Origin of the sequence: Orrella marina, from assembly GCF_003058465.1 — a bacterium.
Classification (GTDB): domain Bacteria; phylum Pseudomonadota; class Gammaproteobacteria; order Burkholderiales; family Burkholderiaceae_B; genus Algicoccus; species Algicoccus marinus.
The window spans coordinates 2,408,831-2,425,610 of sequence record NZ_CP028901.1 but is presented as its reverse complement, the minus strand read 5'-3'; the positions used below and the strand labels follow the sequence as shown (position 1 = coordinate 2,425,610).

Sequence of the window (16,780 nt, the reverse complement as noted above, 5' to 3'; positions counted from 1 at the left end):
GCTCAGATCCATATTGGCAAATTCTTGTCCAGCCCCCACAATTGACCACATGGTTACATGAGCTCACGATTTGTAACGTTTTGGAACTAACTTACTCAGATCCGTTTCTCATCGACCAAGTGGTTTCAAGTTTTGTGTAGGGCATGCTTTAATTGCCTTAAAATTAACTAAGGATTGGTGCCAATATGGAATGGTTCTTCGAGGCTGTGAACCTGGCCCGGTTGCAATTTGCATTCACGGTTGCATTTCACATCATATTCCCAGTATTCACGATCGGACTGGCAAGTTTCTTGTTTGTGCTCAATCTGCAGCATCTCCGAACACAGAATCCGGTCTATCTGGATATGTTCAATTACTGGAAGAAAATCTTCACGCTCTCCTTCGGGATGGGCGTGGTCTCCGGCATTGTGATGAGTTACCAGTTCGGCACCAACTGGAGTGTCTACGCTGACAAGGTTGGCCCGATTCTAGGGCCCTTGATCGGGTACGAGGTGTTGAGCGCTTTCTTTCTCGAGGCAGGCTTTCTGGGGGTCATGCTCTTCGGGCGCAAACGTGTCGGTGCAAAGTTGCATCTCTTCGCAACCGGGATGGTTGCGCTGGGTACGTTGTCGTCCGGGTTCTGGATTCTGTCGGTTAACAGCTGGATGCAGACGCCAGCCGGGCATACCATTAATGAGCTGGGACAGTTTGTACCTGTTGACTGGTTTGCGGTCATCTTCAACCCGTCTTTTCTGCATCGTCTGGCGCATATGATTCTCGCTGCGTATCTGACAACAGCATTTGTGGTTGGAGGTGTTGCTGCTTACCACTTACTCAAGACTCGCAAGGGCAAGGTGGATCCGTCGGTGAATCAGGAGGCGATTCGCAAGATGTTCTCCATGGCGATGTGGATGGCCGCAATCGTTGCGCCGATTCAGATATTCGCGGGCGATGCACATGGGCTGAACACATTGAAGTATCAGCCCATGAAGATTGCAGCGTTAGAAGGGCACTTTGAGTCCCAAAAACCGGCTGGACTCGTTCTTTTTGGAATTCCCAATGAAGAAGAGGCCCGGATGGATTACAAGGTCGAGATTCCGTTGCTGGGCAGTCTGATATTGCGTCACGATCTGGATGGTGAAGTTCAGGGTCTTGATGCGTTTCCCAGAGAAGACTGGCCACCTATGGCGCCTCCCTTCTACGCGTTTCGCGTAATGGTGGGCATCGGGTTTCTGATGCTGGGTATCGGTATCTGGAGCCTGGTCATGCGCAAGCGGGGCAAGCTTTACGAGGCAACAAAGCTACATAAAGCGGCGATCATCATGGCGCCGTCTGGATTCATTGCGGTGATTTCAGGCTGGATCGTGACAGAAGTGGGCAGACAGCCGTTTACGGTCTATCACTTGCTGAGAACAGCTGACTCGGTGTCGCCAGTTGATGCGCCAGCAGTTGCTGCCAGCCTGATCGCCTTCATCGTGGTGTATTTCGCGCTATTTGGTGCGGGTATCCGGTACATACTGAAGCAGATGCACAAACCGCCAGTCTATTCGGAAGACGTGTTGCACGATGGTTCCCCTGAACGTGCTGCCGGCTTTGTTCCACCTTCCATCACTGACAAGCGCGCAACTTCGAGGAGCCGGGCATGATTGATTACGCATTGATATGGGCTGGACTGATCGCATTTGCCGTGCTGGCATACGTGGTGCTGGACGGGTTCGATCTAGGTGTCGGTATTCTCTTTTCTTGTGTCAAGGGTAAGGACAACCGCGATCAGATGATGAACTCGGTTGCGCCAGTATGGGATGGCAATGAGACCTGGTTGATTCTTGGCGGAGCGGGCCTGTTTGCGGTATTTCCGCTTGCTTACGCCATCATCATGCCTGCCCTGTACATACCGATCTTTACAATGCTGCTGGCGCTGGTGTTCCGCGGGGTCGCGTTTGAGTTTCGCTGGAAGGTCACCAGCGAGAAAAATCCCTGGGACAAGGTGTTTGCCGGAGGCTCCACTGTGGCAGCGTTTGCGCAGGGGATCGTTCTTGGCGGGCTGATCGAAGGCATTCCTGTCGACGGACGCGCGTATGCGGGCGGCTGGTGGGACTGGCTGACGCCCTTTACCATTTTCACTGGTGTTTCTCTGGTGATCGGATATACGCTGCTGGGCGCGACCTGGCTCGTGTCCAAGACAGAAGGGGCCTTGCAGGAAACGGCCAAACGCCATGCCCGTACTGCCGCCATTGGTACGCTGTTTTGTATTGCCGCCGTCAGTCTGTACACGCCGTTCTTGCACGCGCACTTTGCGCAGCGCTGGTTCCAGTGGCCAGAGCTGTTTTATGTGATCCCAGTCCCGCTGCTGGTTGTTGCATGCGCGTGGGCACTGTTCAAGGGAATCAGGCGTCCCCGTGGCGTGAATGCCTATCTGGCCGCTGTCGGAATCTTTACACTGTCCTACATCGGTCTTGCGATCAGTTTCTTCCCATACATGATTCCCAGCAGTGTGACCCTCTGGGAAGCGGCTGCGCCAGATGTATCGCTGAAGTTCCTGCTGATCGGTGCGGCGTTTCTGATTCCTATCATCCTGACATACACCGCATATAGCTACTGGGTCTTTCGCGGTAAAGTGGAGCAAAGCAGTGGTTATCACAACTAACCGCAAGCGACCAATCCCTGACCGCACGCCGGATGATGGCTGCGGTCAGAACAAGAAGGCGGATGCAGAGACGCCGCTGGGTCGTCGGCTCCTGTGGTTTTTGGGGCTGTGGCTGGCCAGCGTGCTTGCACTCACTGTGGTCAGCCAGATCATCCGCTGGGCCATCATGCCCTGACACAGCGTGTAGAGTCGGGTTCGGTCAAGGCTACAATGGCAGTCTAATCAAACTATTCGTAGCAAGGCTGCCATGCTTGATCCTCAACTACTCAGAAAAGATCTCGATTCCGTTGTTAAACGGCTCGCACGTCGCGGTTTTACCTTCGATATCGAGCGTTTCAATTCACTCGAATCCCGTCGCAAGTCTGTTCAAACCGAAACGGAAACGCTGCAAGCAAGCCGCAACACCCTGGCCAAGCAGATTGGTGTTTTGAAATCCAAAGGCGAGGATGCCTCTGAAATTCTGGCCCAGTCGCAGGCGATTCCAGCCAGGCTCAAGGCACTCGAGCAGTCGCTCGGGGAGATTCAGGCAGAACTGAGTCACTTGTTGCTGTCCGTACCTAACCTCCCTCATGAATCAGTGCCCGAAGGCCCAGACAGCAATCATAACGTTGAGGTCAGAAGGTGGGTGCCAGACCCGGGGCCCGATGCAAACCCGAAGCCGCTCTCGTTCGAGGCCATGGATCATGTCGACGTCGGGGCACGGATCGGACTGGATTTTGATACGGGTGCCAAGCTGTCCGGTTCGCGATTCAGCTTTATGCGTGGTCCTGTTGCGAGATTGCATCGCGCGCTGGCGCAGTTCATGCTGGATCTGCAGACATCGCGTCACGGATACACTGAGTGTTACACGCCTTACATTGTGAATGCCGAGACGCTGTATGGGACCGGGCAGCTACCCAAGTTTCGTGATGACATGTTCTGGGTCACTCGAGGCGGCGCATCGGAAGGCGAGGAACCCGTCAAGGAGCAGTATCTCATCTCGACTTCCGAGATTACGCTCACCAGCTCGGTTCGCGACTCGATCGTTGTCCAGTCAGATCTGCCAATCCGCCTGACCGCGCACACGCCTTGTTTCCGATCGGAGGCCGGTAGCGGTGGGCAGGATGTGCGTGGCCTGATCCGTCAGCACCAGTTTGACAAGGTCGAGATGGTGCAGATCACGCATCCAGAGCACTCCTACGACGCGCTCGAGTCGATGGTCTCGCACGCAGAAACCGTTTTACAGGAACTGAAGCTGCCTTATCGAGTGATGCTTCTGTGTGCCGGGGATATGGGGTTTGGTGCCACCAAAACTTATGACCTTGAAGTATGGATCCCAGCCCAGAATACCTGGCGCGAGATTTCATCCGTGTCGAATTGTGAGTCCTTTCAGGCACGTCGTATGCAGGCGAGATATCGTCCAGACGGCGGGAAGCCGGATTTCGTCCATACGCTGAATGGCTCGGGCCTTGCGGTCGGGCGGGCATTGGTCGCTGTGCTGGAGAACTATCAGCAAGCTGACGGTTCCCTGAAAATCCCGGATGTCCTGGTCCCGTATATGGGTGGTGTGACAGTGCTCTGAGTCGCAGAGTCTGGCTCTTGACAGGAGAGGCTTGCCGACGACCAGATATGGCGCTGAGCAACGAGAAGGGGGGCATCGGGCTCCCCCTTCTCGTTCATGTGCCTGCAGACTCATTCGGGTGCAGAATGCTGAACGACAAGATTCTGACTACAGGTACGGGATCGTGCGATAGTGTTCGGCAAGCGATAGAAATGCGTCAAGCTGCGGATCGATGCCGGTTTCGGATTGCAGGATCTGTGCCACTTGCGGTGCACATTGTGTTGCCAGGGCTGCATCCAGAAAAAGCATCCGGCAACGACGCGCAAGGACATCTTCGACGGTTCTGGCATACTCGTAGCGGGCAGCAAAGCGTACCATTGCTTCGGTCAGCCCCTCTGCGAGCTGATTGTGTGCTCCCTCGGTTGCTTCGACCTGATCCCGTTCATCGCCGTAGATCGATAGCCCGGGTGCCTGGCTGATTGGTTGTGTCATCCTGCGACCTGACTGGGCTCCGACCAGACGTAGCGTGTCGGTTGTGCAGACCGTCGCGCGATCAGCCAGCACACCAGCTTTGATGCAGTGATTGACTGTGTCCTTCGCCATCACCCGATAGGTAGTCCACTTTCCACCTGTGACGGTAACCAGGCCGGTTGCGCTCGAGATGATCGTATGTTCACGGCTGATCGACTTGGTGTTGCCCTCGTTGGTGTTCTGAGGTCTTACCAGCGGCCGTAGTCCGACCCAGATGCTGCGGATATCCTGCACTGCGGGTGCTTTCTGCAGGTGCGCAGCAGACTCTTTCAGGATGAAATCAAGTTCTGACTTCAATGCCTGTGGTTCGGTCAGTGGCTGGTCACGTGCCGTGTCAGTTGTACCGAGAATCACCTTCCCGAGCCATGGCACAGCAAACAGGACTCGTCCATCAGCTGTTTTGGGGACGATAAGTGCGTGATCTGATGACATGAACGACCGGTCGACGACAATGTGTACGCCCTGACTGGGTGCGACCATCTTTCTGGGCTCACGACCCGCCGCGTGATCATCCATTTTTCGAAGCGAGTCGACCCACACTCCGGTGGCATTGACGATGCAGGAAGACTTGACCTGCCAGGTCTGTCCCGATTCTGTGTTCTTGACGACGACTCCGCTGACTTTGTCCTGAAAGTGCTCAATGGAGACAACTTCGCAGTAATTCAATAGTGTTGCACCTTCCTGCTGGGCGGTGCGCGCAATTGCCAGTGCAAGGCGTGCGTCATCAAACTGACCATCCCAATACTTGACACTGCCGACCAGACCGGAGGAAAGGACATTGGGCAGGAGGCTGCGGGTCTTGCCAGCGTTCAGTATTTCCGTCTTGCCCAGGCTGTGTCGTCCGGATAGCGTGTCGTACAGTCGAAGTCCGGTCCAGTAAAAGGGAACCTGCCAGGTTTTGTAACAAGGCATCAGAAAGCCGAGCGGCTGGGCCAGGTGGGGCGCACTGTTCAGAACGGTGCTTCGCTCATGCAAGGCTTCTTTGACGAGAGATATGTTGCCCTGAGCCAGATAGCGCACGCCACCATGCACCAGCTTGGTCGAGCGAGATGAGGTGCCTTTTGCAAAGTCAAACTTCTCGAACAAGGCTACCCTGTATCCTCGAGTGACTGCATCCAGTGCCGTACCCAGACCTGTTGCACCACCACCGATGACGACCATGTCGAATGGCACTTCGGACTGAGTCTGCTTGATAAGACTGGCCCTGTCTGTGGCGAGTGCTGGTTTGACTGTCTTGTTGCTCATTTGATGTTCTTTCCGGATTGATCAGTGGTCCATTCCTGGCAGCGTTCGACCGCCTGTTGCCAGCGCTCGATGTGCGATTGTCGTCTGTCTTCAGACCAGGCCGGTTCAAAAATCCGGTCAAGTTGCCAGTGTGAAGACACTGTCTCAAGGTCGGGCCAGACTCCGCACGCGAGGCCGGCGAGATAGGCTGCGCCCAGTGCGGTGGTTTCGGTCACCTTGGGACGAAACACGGGCAGGCCAGAGAAGTCGGCCTGCATCTGCATCAGCAGATTGTTCCGTGATGCCCCGCCGTCAACTCGAAGCTGCGTGATGGGCTGTCTGGAGTCCGCGCTCATGGCCTGCAGTACATCATTGACCTGCAGTGCTATCGATTCCAGCGCAGCACGCGCGATATGGGCTCGTTCTGTCCCCCGTGTCATGCCGATCATCAGTCCGCGCGCATTGGCGTCCCAATACGGGGCACCCAGACCAGTCAGGGCTGGCACCAGGAACAGATCATCGGTGCTCGTCACGCTTGCGGCCAGCGGCTCGATATCCTCGGTACGGGTAAACAAGCCCAGACCATCTCGTAGCCACTGAACGGTCGCACCAGCCATAAAAATAGAACCCTCCAGGCAGTAGGAAACGGGTGACTTCGGGCCCATTTGCCATCCGATCGTGGTCAGCATGCGATTGTTGCTGGTCACAGCGATATCGCCTGTATTTAGCAACAGAAAGCACCCTGTACCGTATGTATTCTTGACCATGCCTGTCTCAAAACAGGTCTGTCCGAACGTTGCTGCTTGCTGATCCCCCACCATAGAGCCAATCGGAATCGGGTGTCCAAAGATCTCCGCCTCGCTGTGACCAACCACCATCGAACTCGGACATACAACGGGTAAAAGACTGCGGGGAATGTCAAATAGCTCCAGCATTTCATCGTCCCACTGCAGGGTGTGAATATTAAAAAGTAATGTTCTGCTGGCATTGCTGACGTCCGTGACGTGGGCAGCACCCCCCGTCAGTTTGTAGACCAGCCAGCTGTCGATGGTTCCGAATGCCAGTTCGCCTCGATCTGCACGTGATCGTGCGTTCGGTATGTTGTCGAGTAGCCAGCGGAGCTTGGACGCTGAAAAATAGGCGTCCGGTAACAAGCCCGTCGCCGCATGAATTCTGTCGGCATAACCTCGTTCGGTCAGCTCTGCGCAGAACGCGGCTGCTCTTCTGTCCTGCCAGACAATGGCGTTGGCCAATGGTTCACCTGTGCGACGATCCCAGAGAACAGTCGTTTCACGCTGGTTGGTCAGCCCGATTGCCGCGATACTGTCTGCTGGAATTCGACTTTCTTTCAGCACCTGTCGCGATACCTGGACCTGGTCGTCCCATATCGCCCGCGGATCATGTTCAACATACCCACTGTTTGGGAAATATTGCTGGAGTTCCTTCTGGGCGACGCCAACGATTTGACCACTGGCATCAAACAGAATGGCACGGGAACTGGTCGTTCCCTGATCGAGAGCGAGGACGTAGGTCATCTGTGGCGTCTATTGTTTGTTTTAGTGAAAGCCAAGCATAACCGTCCCTCTGAAACGGTGGCAATTTATCCGTTCGAGACCATCATAAATTCTCTTTGTGACCCCGATAAGACAGCGCGCCAAGCTCACCTGTCTTGCCATGGGACAACTTCGTAGCCAAAACCCCTGCGGTTGACATATCCTAGGGGTTTGTCCGTACGATCGGGCGCTCACAAATCAACGGATCTCACCCATCATGGATATCCAGACATTCAACTCGGTTCAACGTAAACCTGTCATGGCACGCAACATGGTTGCGTCTTCCCAGCCGCTCGCTGCTCAGGCGGGTACTTCAGCCTTCGCTAAAGGCGGCAACGCGATTGATGCGGCCCTCGCCACAGCCATCACCCTGACTGTCGTCGAACCGACTATGAATGGACTTGGTGGTGATGCGTTTGCAATTTTGTGGGATGGTGAGAAGCTGCACGGGATGAACGGATCAGGACGTGCCCCTGCAGGTTGGACGCCAGCTCGCTTCAAAGGCCGACAGGCAATGGACGCGCGTGGCTGGGAAACCGTGACAGTTCCAGGTCAGGTTGCGGCCTGGGCTGATCTTTCCGACCGGTTTGGTGACTTGCCGTTCGAGGAGTTGTTTGAAGATGCCATTCGTCACGCGATGGACGGGTTTCCTGTCAGTCCGGTGATCGCCAGGCAATGGGATACTGCGGCAAAGGAGTTGCATTCGATTCCCGGCTTTGAGGCTTTCATGCCGCGTGGGAGAGCACCGCGTGCGGGGGAGATCTGGCGTTTTGCGGACCAGGCGGTCACCTTGCGTGAAATCGCGAGAACCCATGGCCGATCGTTTTACGAAGGGCGCCTGGCGCATCGCATTACAGCCTTTGCTGCCGAGCATGGTGCTGCGCTCTCGATGGACGATCTCGCCGCACATCGTACCGAGTGGGTCGAGCCGATTTCCCAGTCATTCGGTCCCGTTCACGTTCACGAAATTCCACCTAACGGACAGGGAATTGCTGCTTTGATCGCACTGGGCATTCTGGAACACCTGCCGTATGGCGAGACACAGCCAGGTAGCGCGGCCAGAGCTCACCTGGAAATTGAAGCGATGCGTGCAGCCTTCGCCGACTTGCATGCGCACATCACCGATCCAGCCCATATGCGAGTCAAGGCCTCGGATCTGCTTGATCCCGCTTATCTCAAGCATCGTGCCTCACTGATCGATCCGACCAGAGCGGGACAGTACGATCCCGGGCAACCCGAGACCGGCGGAACCATCTATCTCTGTGCGGCAGATGCGCAGGGGCGGATGATTTCCTACATCCAGTCAAACTTCAATGGCTTTGGGTCTGGAGTGGTGGTGCCTGGTACTGGAATCTCCTTGCACAATAGGGGTAAGAGTTTCTCGCTGGACCCGCAGCATCCCAATATCGTGGCACCTGGAAAGAAGACCATGCACACGATCATCCCGGCTTTCATGACGCAGGATGGCAGGCCAGTCATGGCGTTCGGGGTGATGGGTGCCAACATGCAGGCACAAGGGCACGTGCAGATGACGCTCAGAATGGTTGCCGAGGGGCTGAATCCGCAGGCAGCCTCGGACGTGCCGCGCTGGCGCGTCAACGACGTGGGCGAGCTGATCATGGAAGCTGAATGGCCGGAGTCTGTCATTCGTGAACTGGAGGCGATGGGTCATACGCCCCGGGTTGAACCGCGAGACAGTCTGGAGTTTGGCAGTGCGCAACTGATTGCCCGCTTGCCGCAACAGCCTGATACAGAGCCAGGTGAGACTGTCGCTTATATTGGTGGGTCTGATACACGTCGTGATGGACAGGTGATCGGGTACTGAATCCGGTTTGCCCTGCAGGGCAAACGTCTTATCGTCGGTCAGAGGAATCCACGACATGATCGCGAATCATGCCGTAGACCTCATATGCCGGCAAACTAAAGTAATTGGGAGAGTAGGAAATGAAACTTGTGCGTTACGGTTCGCCTGGAGCGGAAAAGCCCGGTCTGATTGATGGACAGGGTGCACTGCGCGACCTGAGCCACGTCGTTCCAGATCTGGGGCCGGCACAATTGAGCCCTGATTCTCTGGCTCAACTGGCCAAGCTGGATATGTCGAGACTGCCATTGGTCGAGGGCACACCTCGCATAGGATGTCCGGTTGCAAATGTTGGCAAGTTTCTGGCCATTGGCCTGAACTATAGCGATCACGCTGAAGAGACAGGGTCCCCCATTCCAAAAGAGCCTATTGTCTTCACCAAGGCGATCAGCTGCATTCAGGGACCTGATGATGATGTCATGCTGCCCAGAGACTCCGTCAAGACTGACTGGGAAGTCGAGCTGGCCATCGTGATGGGTTCGAAGGCTTCTTACGTGGACGAGGCGCAAGCGCTCAACTACGTGGCGGGATATTGCCTGGCCAATGATGTCAGCGAGCGAGAGTATCAGCTGGAGCGTGGAGGTACATGGGACAAAGGAAAAGGCTGCGACACATTCGGACCGCTTGGCCCGTGGCTGGTGACGCGTGATGAGGTCGCAGATCCCCAGAACCTCGACCTCTGGCTGGATGTGAATGGCAAGCGCATGCAGACTGGCAACACCAGCAAGATGATTTTCAACGTGGTGCAGATTGTCAGCTACGTCAGCCGGTTTGTGACACTCATGCCTGGTGATGTGATCGTGACAGGTACACCGCCCGGTGTCGGTCTTGGTATGAAGCCGCCTGTGTTCCTGAAGGCAGGCGACACGATGACGCTTGGCTGCGAATTGCTGGGTACCCAGACCCAGAAAGTGGTGCAATGGAAAGCTGGCTAATCCAGTCGTGACTCGCCGTGCATGGATGGGGATGCCATCACAGAGTGCGGCGTGTAGACAAAAGGGGCTCCTTTCCGGGGCCTCTTTTGATATGCATCCAGATCCAGGCTGTAGAGGATTTGGCGAGTGCAATGCTCAGGCCGGGTTTCGTAAAAAGCACTCATCGCATATAGTGGAAACTTAAAATGATTCAGGATCTCAGGTGTTTCCAGATTCGCCTGACTCCAGATATGTAACCGGGAGGAACGCATGACACTGGAACCGTCGATTCGAAAGTACGTCACATATGCTGAGGAAATACTGCAAGAGCGAGGCGAAGAACTCGGGTCGCCCGTCAGACGGGCCTGGGCTGCCGCAGTAATAGAGGTCGCGGACAAGCGCATTAACCAGATGGGAACACTGTCGGATCTGGGCGAGATGCTGGGTCAGAAACTTGGGGAGATGGCTCTGTCCCGACTCGGTCAGCCAGATGGTGCTCCCATCGCGTATGGCAAGAGCGCCATCATCGGCTCGCATTGCGAGATTGAGCATGGTGCGGCTCTCCTGCATCCGAAACTTGGAAAGCCATTACGTGCGCTTATTGGGCAGGGAAAGGCGTTGATCCCGTCTTCGGTCAAGCGAGGTGGACCCGGGCGGTCGATTGATGTGCCTTTGCATGGCGCAGACAACGAATGGGATTTCACGATGCTCGATGCGATTGAGGCAATGATCCCGGATGCACCGCGAGATGGTGAGGTGGTTGTCGTGGTTGCTCTGGCGGTCGGCGGGCGTGCCGGGGCTGTGATTGGGAAGTAGCAAGCGCCAGAGACTTTACTGGCGATGATTTGTTCTCGTTGGTACAGTGAGCAACACTGACCGGTGTGTTCTTTTGCCAGGTCAGGATAGTTAGTTCATTGCCAGGAGGCGGTCTTCGCCGTCGGGCATCGGTTTATTGTCAACTTCCACAAAAGAACTTACCGGAGAGATTCGCCATGATGAAGCTCTATTGCTCATCGAATTCACCCTACGCACGAAAGGTGCGTGTGATTGCCCATGAACTGGGGATCATTGACCAGATCGAGATGATCAACACGGACCCCCGGGATCCGGACAACGGGTTTCCAGACATCAATCCGGTGACCAAGATACCTGCCCTGATTGCCAGCAATGGTGACCTCATTATCGATTCGCCTGTTATCTGCGAGTATCTGAACGATGTTTACGGACAGGGTCAGCTGCTTGCCGAACATTCAGACAAAGCCTGGAAAATGCGGTCGCTGGTGGGTCTGTCTGATGGGACGCTGGATTCCGGCATGGCTGTCCGGGTCGAGGGTATGCGCCCGCAGGAACTTCAGTCTGAGCAATGGGTAGAGCGCCAGTTCGCCAATGTAAAGCGCGGGGTTGCGCGTCTGGAACAGGAGCTTGATGCCTTTTCAGAGGGCGTCAATCTCGTCGCAATCAGTGTGGCCTGTACGCTAGGCTGGTTGATGTTTCGGTTTGGTCATATCGACTGGCTGGCTCCACATCCAGCGCTTGCGGCCTGGTTCAAGTCGTTTGAGACTCGCGACTCAATGCAGCAGACAGCACCAGGCCAGCCTCTTTAACGGTTACTTTCTGCAACTCCCTGAAGACGAGTCTGGCTCGCCGTCAGGGTTCCGCAGGTCTGCCTGCATTCGTAGACGATTATCTTCTAAAAGCACCGTTTGCTGGCCTTGACCGAAGAACGAATGCTGCTGTCGCCCTGAATGCGAGCGATATGCAAGGTTTTGGTCACGTTTCTGACAATGGCTCGCTTCGTACAGACTGGTCGGTGAGTTTACATGGGTAGGCAAACAAGGGATGCCGCACGGTTTTTCTTGCAGGTTGAGTTGGTTTGTCGTTTCGTTGTTGTGTGGATTCGTCGCAGTCAGTCTCTACGCTGCGATGAAATGGACCTTTCTGATGCGCAGTGGGCCAGATATGGACCAGAGTATCGCGCGAGCGGCTGTTGTCGTGACTGGAGACAGTCGACGGATCCGGTTTGCACTTGATCAGATGGAACAAGGACGTTTTGATCGGTTGCTGATTGCCGGTGCCGGGCTCGATCAAGGTCGCTTTGTGCATCAGTTTGCCCTCTCTGAGCGTTTGCTGCAGGCCATGGAGCGGGGCGAGATCGAACTGGCAGACAGGTCAACCAGTACCCTGGAAAACGCAATTGAGGCGTTTTGCTGGCTCACACGCAATCCATCAATCTCCGAAATCACTCTGATCACATCGCAGTCTCACATGGCTCGTGCTTCGCTGGCGTTTGATCGGGCGCTTGGTCCATACTACCGAGTATCGCGAATGGTGTCGGACGAGCGCAAGGATAGACGTCGTCCGTTAGTTCATACCCCAGAATGGCATAAATTTCTGGCTACCTGGATCATCACGCTGGCTCCGCAGTCAATGTGGGTGACGGGAAGCATCAAACCGTGTACCCGTCTGGGCGATCTGATGGGCTCGAAGTTCTGGGAGCGGTTGCCCTGACCGGGGCGCTCGCCTATGCTGGGCTCTGGTGTCCGGTCTGGGCCGATACCGCGGAATCTGAAAACGGGAGTGTGCCGGATGCATCTCATTCATGCATGTATAAGTTCAGGTCGTTGCCGGTGGCAGCCTGAGTTGAGATCGGTGCGACAGAGTGGACTTGGAAGCCTGATAGATGTCTGTCTTCTGGCTACGCTGTTGTCGGTTGTCGTGTTACTGAGTGCAGATGCGGCGCTTGCGCAGGGTTCCAGGCGCGATTCGAATGCACCCTTCAAGGACGCCTACGATGTGCTGTACGGAGCGGATCTGGTGGGAACCTGGAAGGGTACGGTTCGAGGGAGCTCTTTATCCCAGCGCGATGGTGTGATGTCAGGTCAGGCTGTCTTTCCGCGGCGTGGCTACGAGAACAGAAACACGTTCGGAATCATTTTGCATGACCATCGCCATCGGAAAGGACTGGAATTCTCGCAGGTCCTGATTGGCGATCTGCCCTGTGGACCAAAAGGGCAGATGACGCCCGTGGCTCACGGACTGGAGTTGCAAGGTGGTCGTGCAGGCTTCGGCTCGGTCATGTTCGAGAACTGGCTGGCTGATACGCAGCGTGACGACATGAGCGTCTACCGGAATTATGGTGCGCTCCGTAAGAATCCTGGCGTGGTTCAAACTGAGTGGACATCGGATACCTTCACCTTGCGGCTGACAAGCACCATGGTAGCTGGCGTCGCGCCAGTAAAGAACCACACCTTTGATTATGAACGCCAGAAAGAAGGCTACTTGGATAGCCTGAATATCGATCTCGAATTCACGCTGCGAAAGACTCCCCGGACTCAGGCCATATTTGACTGGACGCAGTGTGATCAGACGGAATTTGAACCCATGCAGGTGGTTGAAACCACGCCGGAGCACGGCCGGGAGAATGTTCTGCTGGAAGGGTCAGAGTTTCTGATCGAGCTTGATGCGCCGCTCTATGCGGGATCGCTGGATGAAACAACGGTGATACTTTCCACGCGAGATCAGGCCAATGGGTATGTATTTGTCGCGACTGATGTTTCTCTGGATGCCCCCGACCGGATTCGGGTTGTGCCGAAAGAGACTTTGTTGCCGGGCACGATCTACGAGATTGAGCTTGTATCTGGCGAAGATGGTGTGCGTGGACGGGATTCAGAAGTGTTGCCCGCCGACTTCAGATTGGCATTTTCGACCGTCGTGGATCCAGATCGTGTTCAGGTTGATCTCTACCAGGTCTCACAGAATGCTGCGATGGTGTACGGGAAACCTGCAGTGGCCCGAGTCGCCACGCAATGGAAAGAACGAGACGATATCCACTCGGCCTGGCAGGTTCTGAGCTATCCGATCCGGATCGAGATCAAAGATGAGTACGAAAAGTCCTTCTTTCCTGAGAAAAAGGGACGTGTGAAGCGCCCTGACTTGCTTGACAAGGAAGAAATTCGGCTAGGCAAGAAGACGCTCGATGTCTACGGATGGAGTCCCTCGTCTGGCCGTTCCCCGACGACTGCCGTTGCGCTAGTGTATCCGGATGAACCGTATCCTGAAGACATTGAGCCCGTGCCGGCTATTGCGGAACAATCGATTGATTATGCGTCACGCCAGGTTGACCGTCTGACGTTCGACTACTACATCGCCGAGCATTCCGAGTGGTTGGAACGAGGTGCCGATCCAGATATGACCAATGCGATTCACGTTGCCGCAATGCGTGACAGGTTGTTCGCAAATCAGATATTTCCTGTAGTTAGCGTCATTGGACGGTTTCAGGGGCGATTCAATGTCCAGGACACGATCTGCAGTGTGCCTGGCGCCAAGTCCTGGATGGTGTGCAAAGAGGGCTTCAACTCCTGGAGCGATCCGAGGCATGCGGCTGCCAATAACGACTTTGGGCCTTTTTTTGAGCTGATGCATGAACAGATTGCTGCACAGTCGTCTGCCGATATTCTGGTGGCTTATCACCCGCCAAGTCTTCAGGGTGGAGGCCAGGCGACCAGTCCTTTTGAGCAGCCACAGTCGCTGACGCGACCTGGTGACGAGCCATACTGGTTTGGCGAGCCAGACTCGCCCGTGATGGAGCGCCTGCATGGAGATCGAACCGGACGCAACATGGTCATCATGACGACATTGACCCGGGGCAATCAGTTCGTTCCGTCCATCATGCTCACTCCTTTAGTCGCGCATGAGTTTGGTCATATTTTCGGGTTGCCCCATACGCCGTATGCCGAAAGTGAAGAGCACCGCGGTCAGGTTTGTCAGAAACACTACAAGACCATCGCTGCCGGTATTGAAGGCATGCGTGTGTCGCTCGACGGGGCATCAGGATGGCAGAAGTCGAGTAAGGACGGAAATGCGCAAAGCAGCGAGCCGTTGCTGAACCTGATGTTTCCCTGTCTGTATGAAACCCGGAACAAGTACTGGATCGATCCGAATCAGTATGACTGGTTGCTCGAGAACATGCCAACCATGGTAAGTCACAGCCGAGCCCGAATGGCTCGCATTGACTCCAGTTCAATCGCACACGTAGAGAGTGCCCGTTCGGTCCGGGATAGTATGCAAGGGCAGACACGGTGGCATGAAATGATGCAGAGCGTCGAGCAAACGGATCACTCAGCGCAAGTGCAGCGGTGGCTACTCATCAGTGGATGGAATGATGGTGAGTCAGGTGGTTTGTTGCCGGCAGTGACGGTAGCAGGGCCGAGGCCGGATCTGACTGAGGTGGACGCCCCGGATGCAGCGCTACAAGTGAGGGTGCTGGGTCTTGATGGGGTGGTGCTGGCGAGTGACCTGGTGGCATCAGGTCATCCAGATAAAGGGGCGAAGCCTTTTGCCCGAACATTCGCGATCCGGGGCGAGCCGGGCAGGATCCAGTTGATGCGCGGTGAGCACGTTCTTGCTGAACGCAAAGTCGTGCCGGGGTTAAAACCCTCAACATTCGTTTCGCACGAGGATGGCGATGTTTTTACAGCAGGTGAAGAACTGGTCTGGCACAACGATCACCAGGGGTCAGGACTGACTCACGCGCTGCGTTACTCTGCAGACGGTGAGCAATGGCGCACACTTGCAATTCTGCTGCCAGGCCAGTCCTTCACCCCGGAAATGTCCAGCCTGACTCCCGGAGACTCCGTCGCATTTGAGCTTGTGACTAGTGATGGTGTCAGATCGTTTGTCACACGTTTGCCTGTCAAACTGTCAGTACCGTTCGCGCCGGTTGCGATGTGGCCGACAGGGCATCCGCAACGTGATGCTGCGGCATTTGCCGGATACGGGTCCGCAACCGTGTTATTGAATGCGCCGATTCAGGTGGATACGCTGGATGCAGTACGCCTGCTGTCAGAAGGGAAGGTCGTTGCGCATGAGGTCATGCTTGATGATACCGGGGCGCAACTGACAGTTGCGCCATCTGATCCCGACCACGAACGTGAATATATGCTGATCGTTGACCCTGGGTTGCAGTCGATCTATGGAGATTCGCTCGTTGCCCAGATACAAATTCAGTTCACCGGAGTAGATGTGCAGGAAGACCCCAGTGTGCTGGCCTGGCCTGCACGGCGCCATGACAAGGCGAGCAAGACCACTGTGGGTTCCACGAAATCACCGGCATCAGAGTCGTACTCGGGGCAATCAGGTCAGGGTGATATCACATTGTCGCTTGGTCAGTCTGTCACGCTCAATATTCAAGTACTGGATTGTCTGCACAATCTGGAGATGCTGGAGTCTGTCCGGATTGAGTTTCAGATCCCTGGTGCCGATTCGATTCAGATCGAAATGACAAGAGAGCAGGGCAACCTTATCTCTGCGAAGGCGTCTCATGGGCCACGTGCAACGGGTGCTGACGGTCAAGACTGGGCGCTTCAGTGGGACGGGGGACAGGTATTTGCCAGAGGGATGCTCGGCGATGACCGGCAAGCGACAGCCTTTGAGTTCAGAGGAACATGTCCTTCGTGAGGGAGTGAAGCTGACGTCGCCAGCCGGTAAACCGGTTCAGATTCGCATGTGGTGTAATTTGAACCAGATTCCTTC

The 16,780-nt window shown here is 55.5% G+C and carries 12 protein-coding genes; 10 read left to right on the top strand and 2 right to left on the bottom strand.

Annotated elements, in window-relative coordinates:
- The first annotated feature begins 185 nt into the window (after positions 1-185).
- The 4 genes from DBV39_RS11030 to serS all read left to right on the top strand — a co-directional run bounded on the left by DBV39_RS11030 (position 186) and on the right by serS (position 4,187).
- Complete coding sequence (locus DBV39_RS11030; protein ID WP_108621567.1) at positions 186-1,625, top strand: cytochrome ubiquinol oxidase subunit I; 1,440 nt, start codon at positions 186-188, stop codon at positions 1,623-1,625.
- Positions 1,622-2,626 (top strand): cytochrome d ubiquinol oxidase subunit II, encoded by a 1,005-nt coding sequence (gene cydB, locus DBV39_RS11025; RefSeq protein ID WP_108621566.1) that lies wholly within the window; start codon positions 1,622-1,624, stop codon positions 2,624-2,626. The genes DBV39_RS11030 and cydB overlap by 4 nt, the downstream gene beginning before the upstream one ends.
- Positions 2,610-2,801, top strand: coding sequence for a DUF2474 family protein (locus DBV39_RS11020; protein ID WP_227870592.1), 192 nt, complete (start codon positions 2,610-2,612; stop codon positions 2,799-2,801). Before cydB ends, DBV39_RS11020 begins: the two co-directional genes overlap by 17 nt.
- Before the next feature lie 72 nt (positions 2,802-2,873).
- Complete coding sequence (serS, locus tag DBV39_RS11015) at positions 2,874-4,187, top strand: serine--tRNA ligase (RefSeq protein WP_108621565.1); 1,314 nt, start codon at positions 2,874-2,876, stop codon at positions 4,185-4,187.
- 147 nt (positions 4,188-4,334) lie between these two features.
- On the opposite strand, the gene DBV39_RS11010 is transcribed toward serS, so the two are convergent.
- The gene (locus DBV39_RS11010) at positions 4,335-5,942 is read right to left on the bottom strand and encodes a glycerol-3-phosphate dehydrogenase/oxidase (RefSeq protein ID WP_108621564.1); all 1,608 of its coding nucleotides are present in this window, start codon (positions 5,940-5,942) and stop codon (positions 4,335-4,337) included.
- The gene (glpK, locus tag DBV39_RS11005) at positions 5,939-7,456 is read right to left on the bottom strand and encodes a glycerol kinase GlpK (protein ID WP_108621563.1); all 1,518 of its coding nucleotides are present in this window, start codon (positions 7,454-7,456) and stop codon (positions 5,939-5,941) included. The genes DBV39_RS11010 and glpK overlap by 4 nt, the downstream gene beginning before the upstream one ends.
- A 235-nt stretch (positions 7,457-7,691) precedes the next feature.
- Between glpK and DBV39_RS11000 the strand changes: the two genes are divergently transcribed.
- The 6 genes from DBV39_RS11000 (at position 7,692) to DBV39_RS10975 (ending at position 16,705) form a co-directional block, all read left to right on the top strand.
- Positions 7,692-9,299 carry a gamma-glutamyltransferase family protein gene (locus DBV39_RS11000; RefSeq protein WP_108621562.1) on the top strand — a complete coding sequence of 536 codons (1,608 nt, stop codon included), beginning with the start codon at positions 7,692-7,694 and terminating at the stop codon, positions 9,297-9,299.
- Positions 9,300-9,418: 119 nt separating this feature from the next.
- Positions 9,419-10,270, top strand: a complete 852-nt coding sequence (locus DBV39_RS10995) for a fumarylacetoacetate hydrolase family protein (RefSeq protein WP_108621561.1) — start codon at positions 9,419-9,421, stop codon at positions 10,268-10,270.
- Positions 10,271-10,519: 249 nt separating this feature from the next.
- Positions 10,520-11,065, top strand: a complete 546-nt coding sequence (locus tag DBV39_RS10990; protein ID WP_108621560.1) for an amino acid synthesis family protein — start codon at positions 10,520-10,522, stop codon at positions 11,063-11,065.
- A gap of 176 nt (positions 11,066-11,241) precedes the next feature.
- Positions 11,242-11,853: a glutathione S-transferase family protein gene (locus DBV39_RS10985; RefSeq protein WP_108621559.1), complete on the top strand. Its 612-nt coding sequence runs from the start codon at positions 11,242-11,244 to the stop codon at positions 11,851-11,853.
- A 235-nt stretch (positions 11,854-12,088) separates the two neighbouring features.
- Complete coding sequence (locus tag DBV39_RS10980) at positions 12,089-12,757, top strand: YdcF family protein (protein WP_108621558.1); 669 nt, start codon at positions 12,089-12,091, stop codon at positions 12,755-12,757.
- Between the two features lie 141 nt (positions 12,758-12,898).
- Positions 12,899-16,705 carry an Ig-like domain-containing protein gene (locus DBV39_RS10975; RefSeq protein WP_108621557.1) on the top strand — a complete coding sequence of 1,269 codons (3,807 nt, stop codon included), beginning with the start codon at positions 12,899-12,901 and terminating at the stop codon, positions 16,703-16,705.
- Positions 16,706-16,780 lie beyond the last annotated feature (75 nt).

Coding starts and splice junctions, on each gene's coding strand:
- DBV39_RS11010 (WP_108621564.1), bottom strand. CDS start 5,942: ATGAGCAACAAGACAGTCAAACCAGCACTCGCCACAGACAGGGCCAGT.
- DBV39_RS11000 (WP_108621562.1), top strand. CDS start 7,692: ATGGATATCCAGACATTCAACTCGGTTCAACGTAAACCTGTCATGGCA.
- DBV39_RS10980 (WP_108621558.1), top strand. CDS start 12,089: ATGCCGCACGGTTTTTCTTGCAGGTTGAGTTGGTTTGTCGTTTCGTTG.
- serS (WP_108621565.1), top strand. CDS start 2,874: ATGCTTGATCCTCAACTACTCAGAAAAGATCTCGATTCCGTTGTTAAA.
- DBV39_RS11030 (WP_108621567.1), top strand. CDS start 186: ATGGAATGGTTCTTCGAGGCTGTGAACCTGGCCCGGTTGCAATTTGCA.
- glpK (WP_108621563.1), bottom strand. CDS start 7,456: ATGACCTACGTCCTCGCTCTCGATCAGGGAACGACCAGTTCCCGTGCC.
- cydB (WP_108621566.1), top strand. CDS start 1,622: ATGATTGATTACGCATTGATATGGGCTGGACTGATCGCATTTGCCGTG.
- DBV39_RS10990 (WP_108621560.1), top strand. CDS start 10,520: ATGACACTGGAACCGTCGATTCGAAAGTACGTCACATATGCTGAGGAA.
- DBV39_RS10985 (WP_108621559.1), top strand. CDS start 11,242: ATGATGAAGCTCTATTGCTCATCGAATTCACCCTACGCACGAAAGGTG.
- DBV39_RS10995 (WP_108621561.1), top strand. CDS start 9,419: ATGAAACTTGTGCGTTACGGTTCGCCTGGAGCGGAAAAGCCCGGTCTG.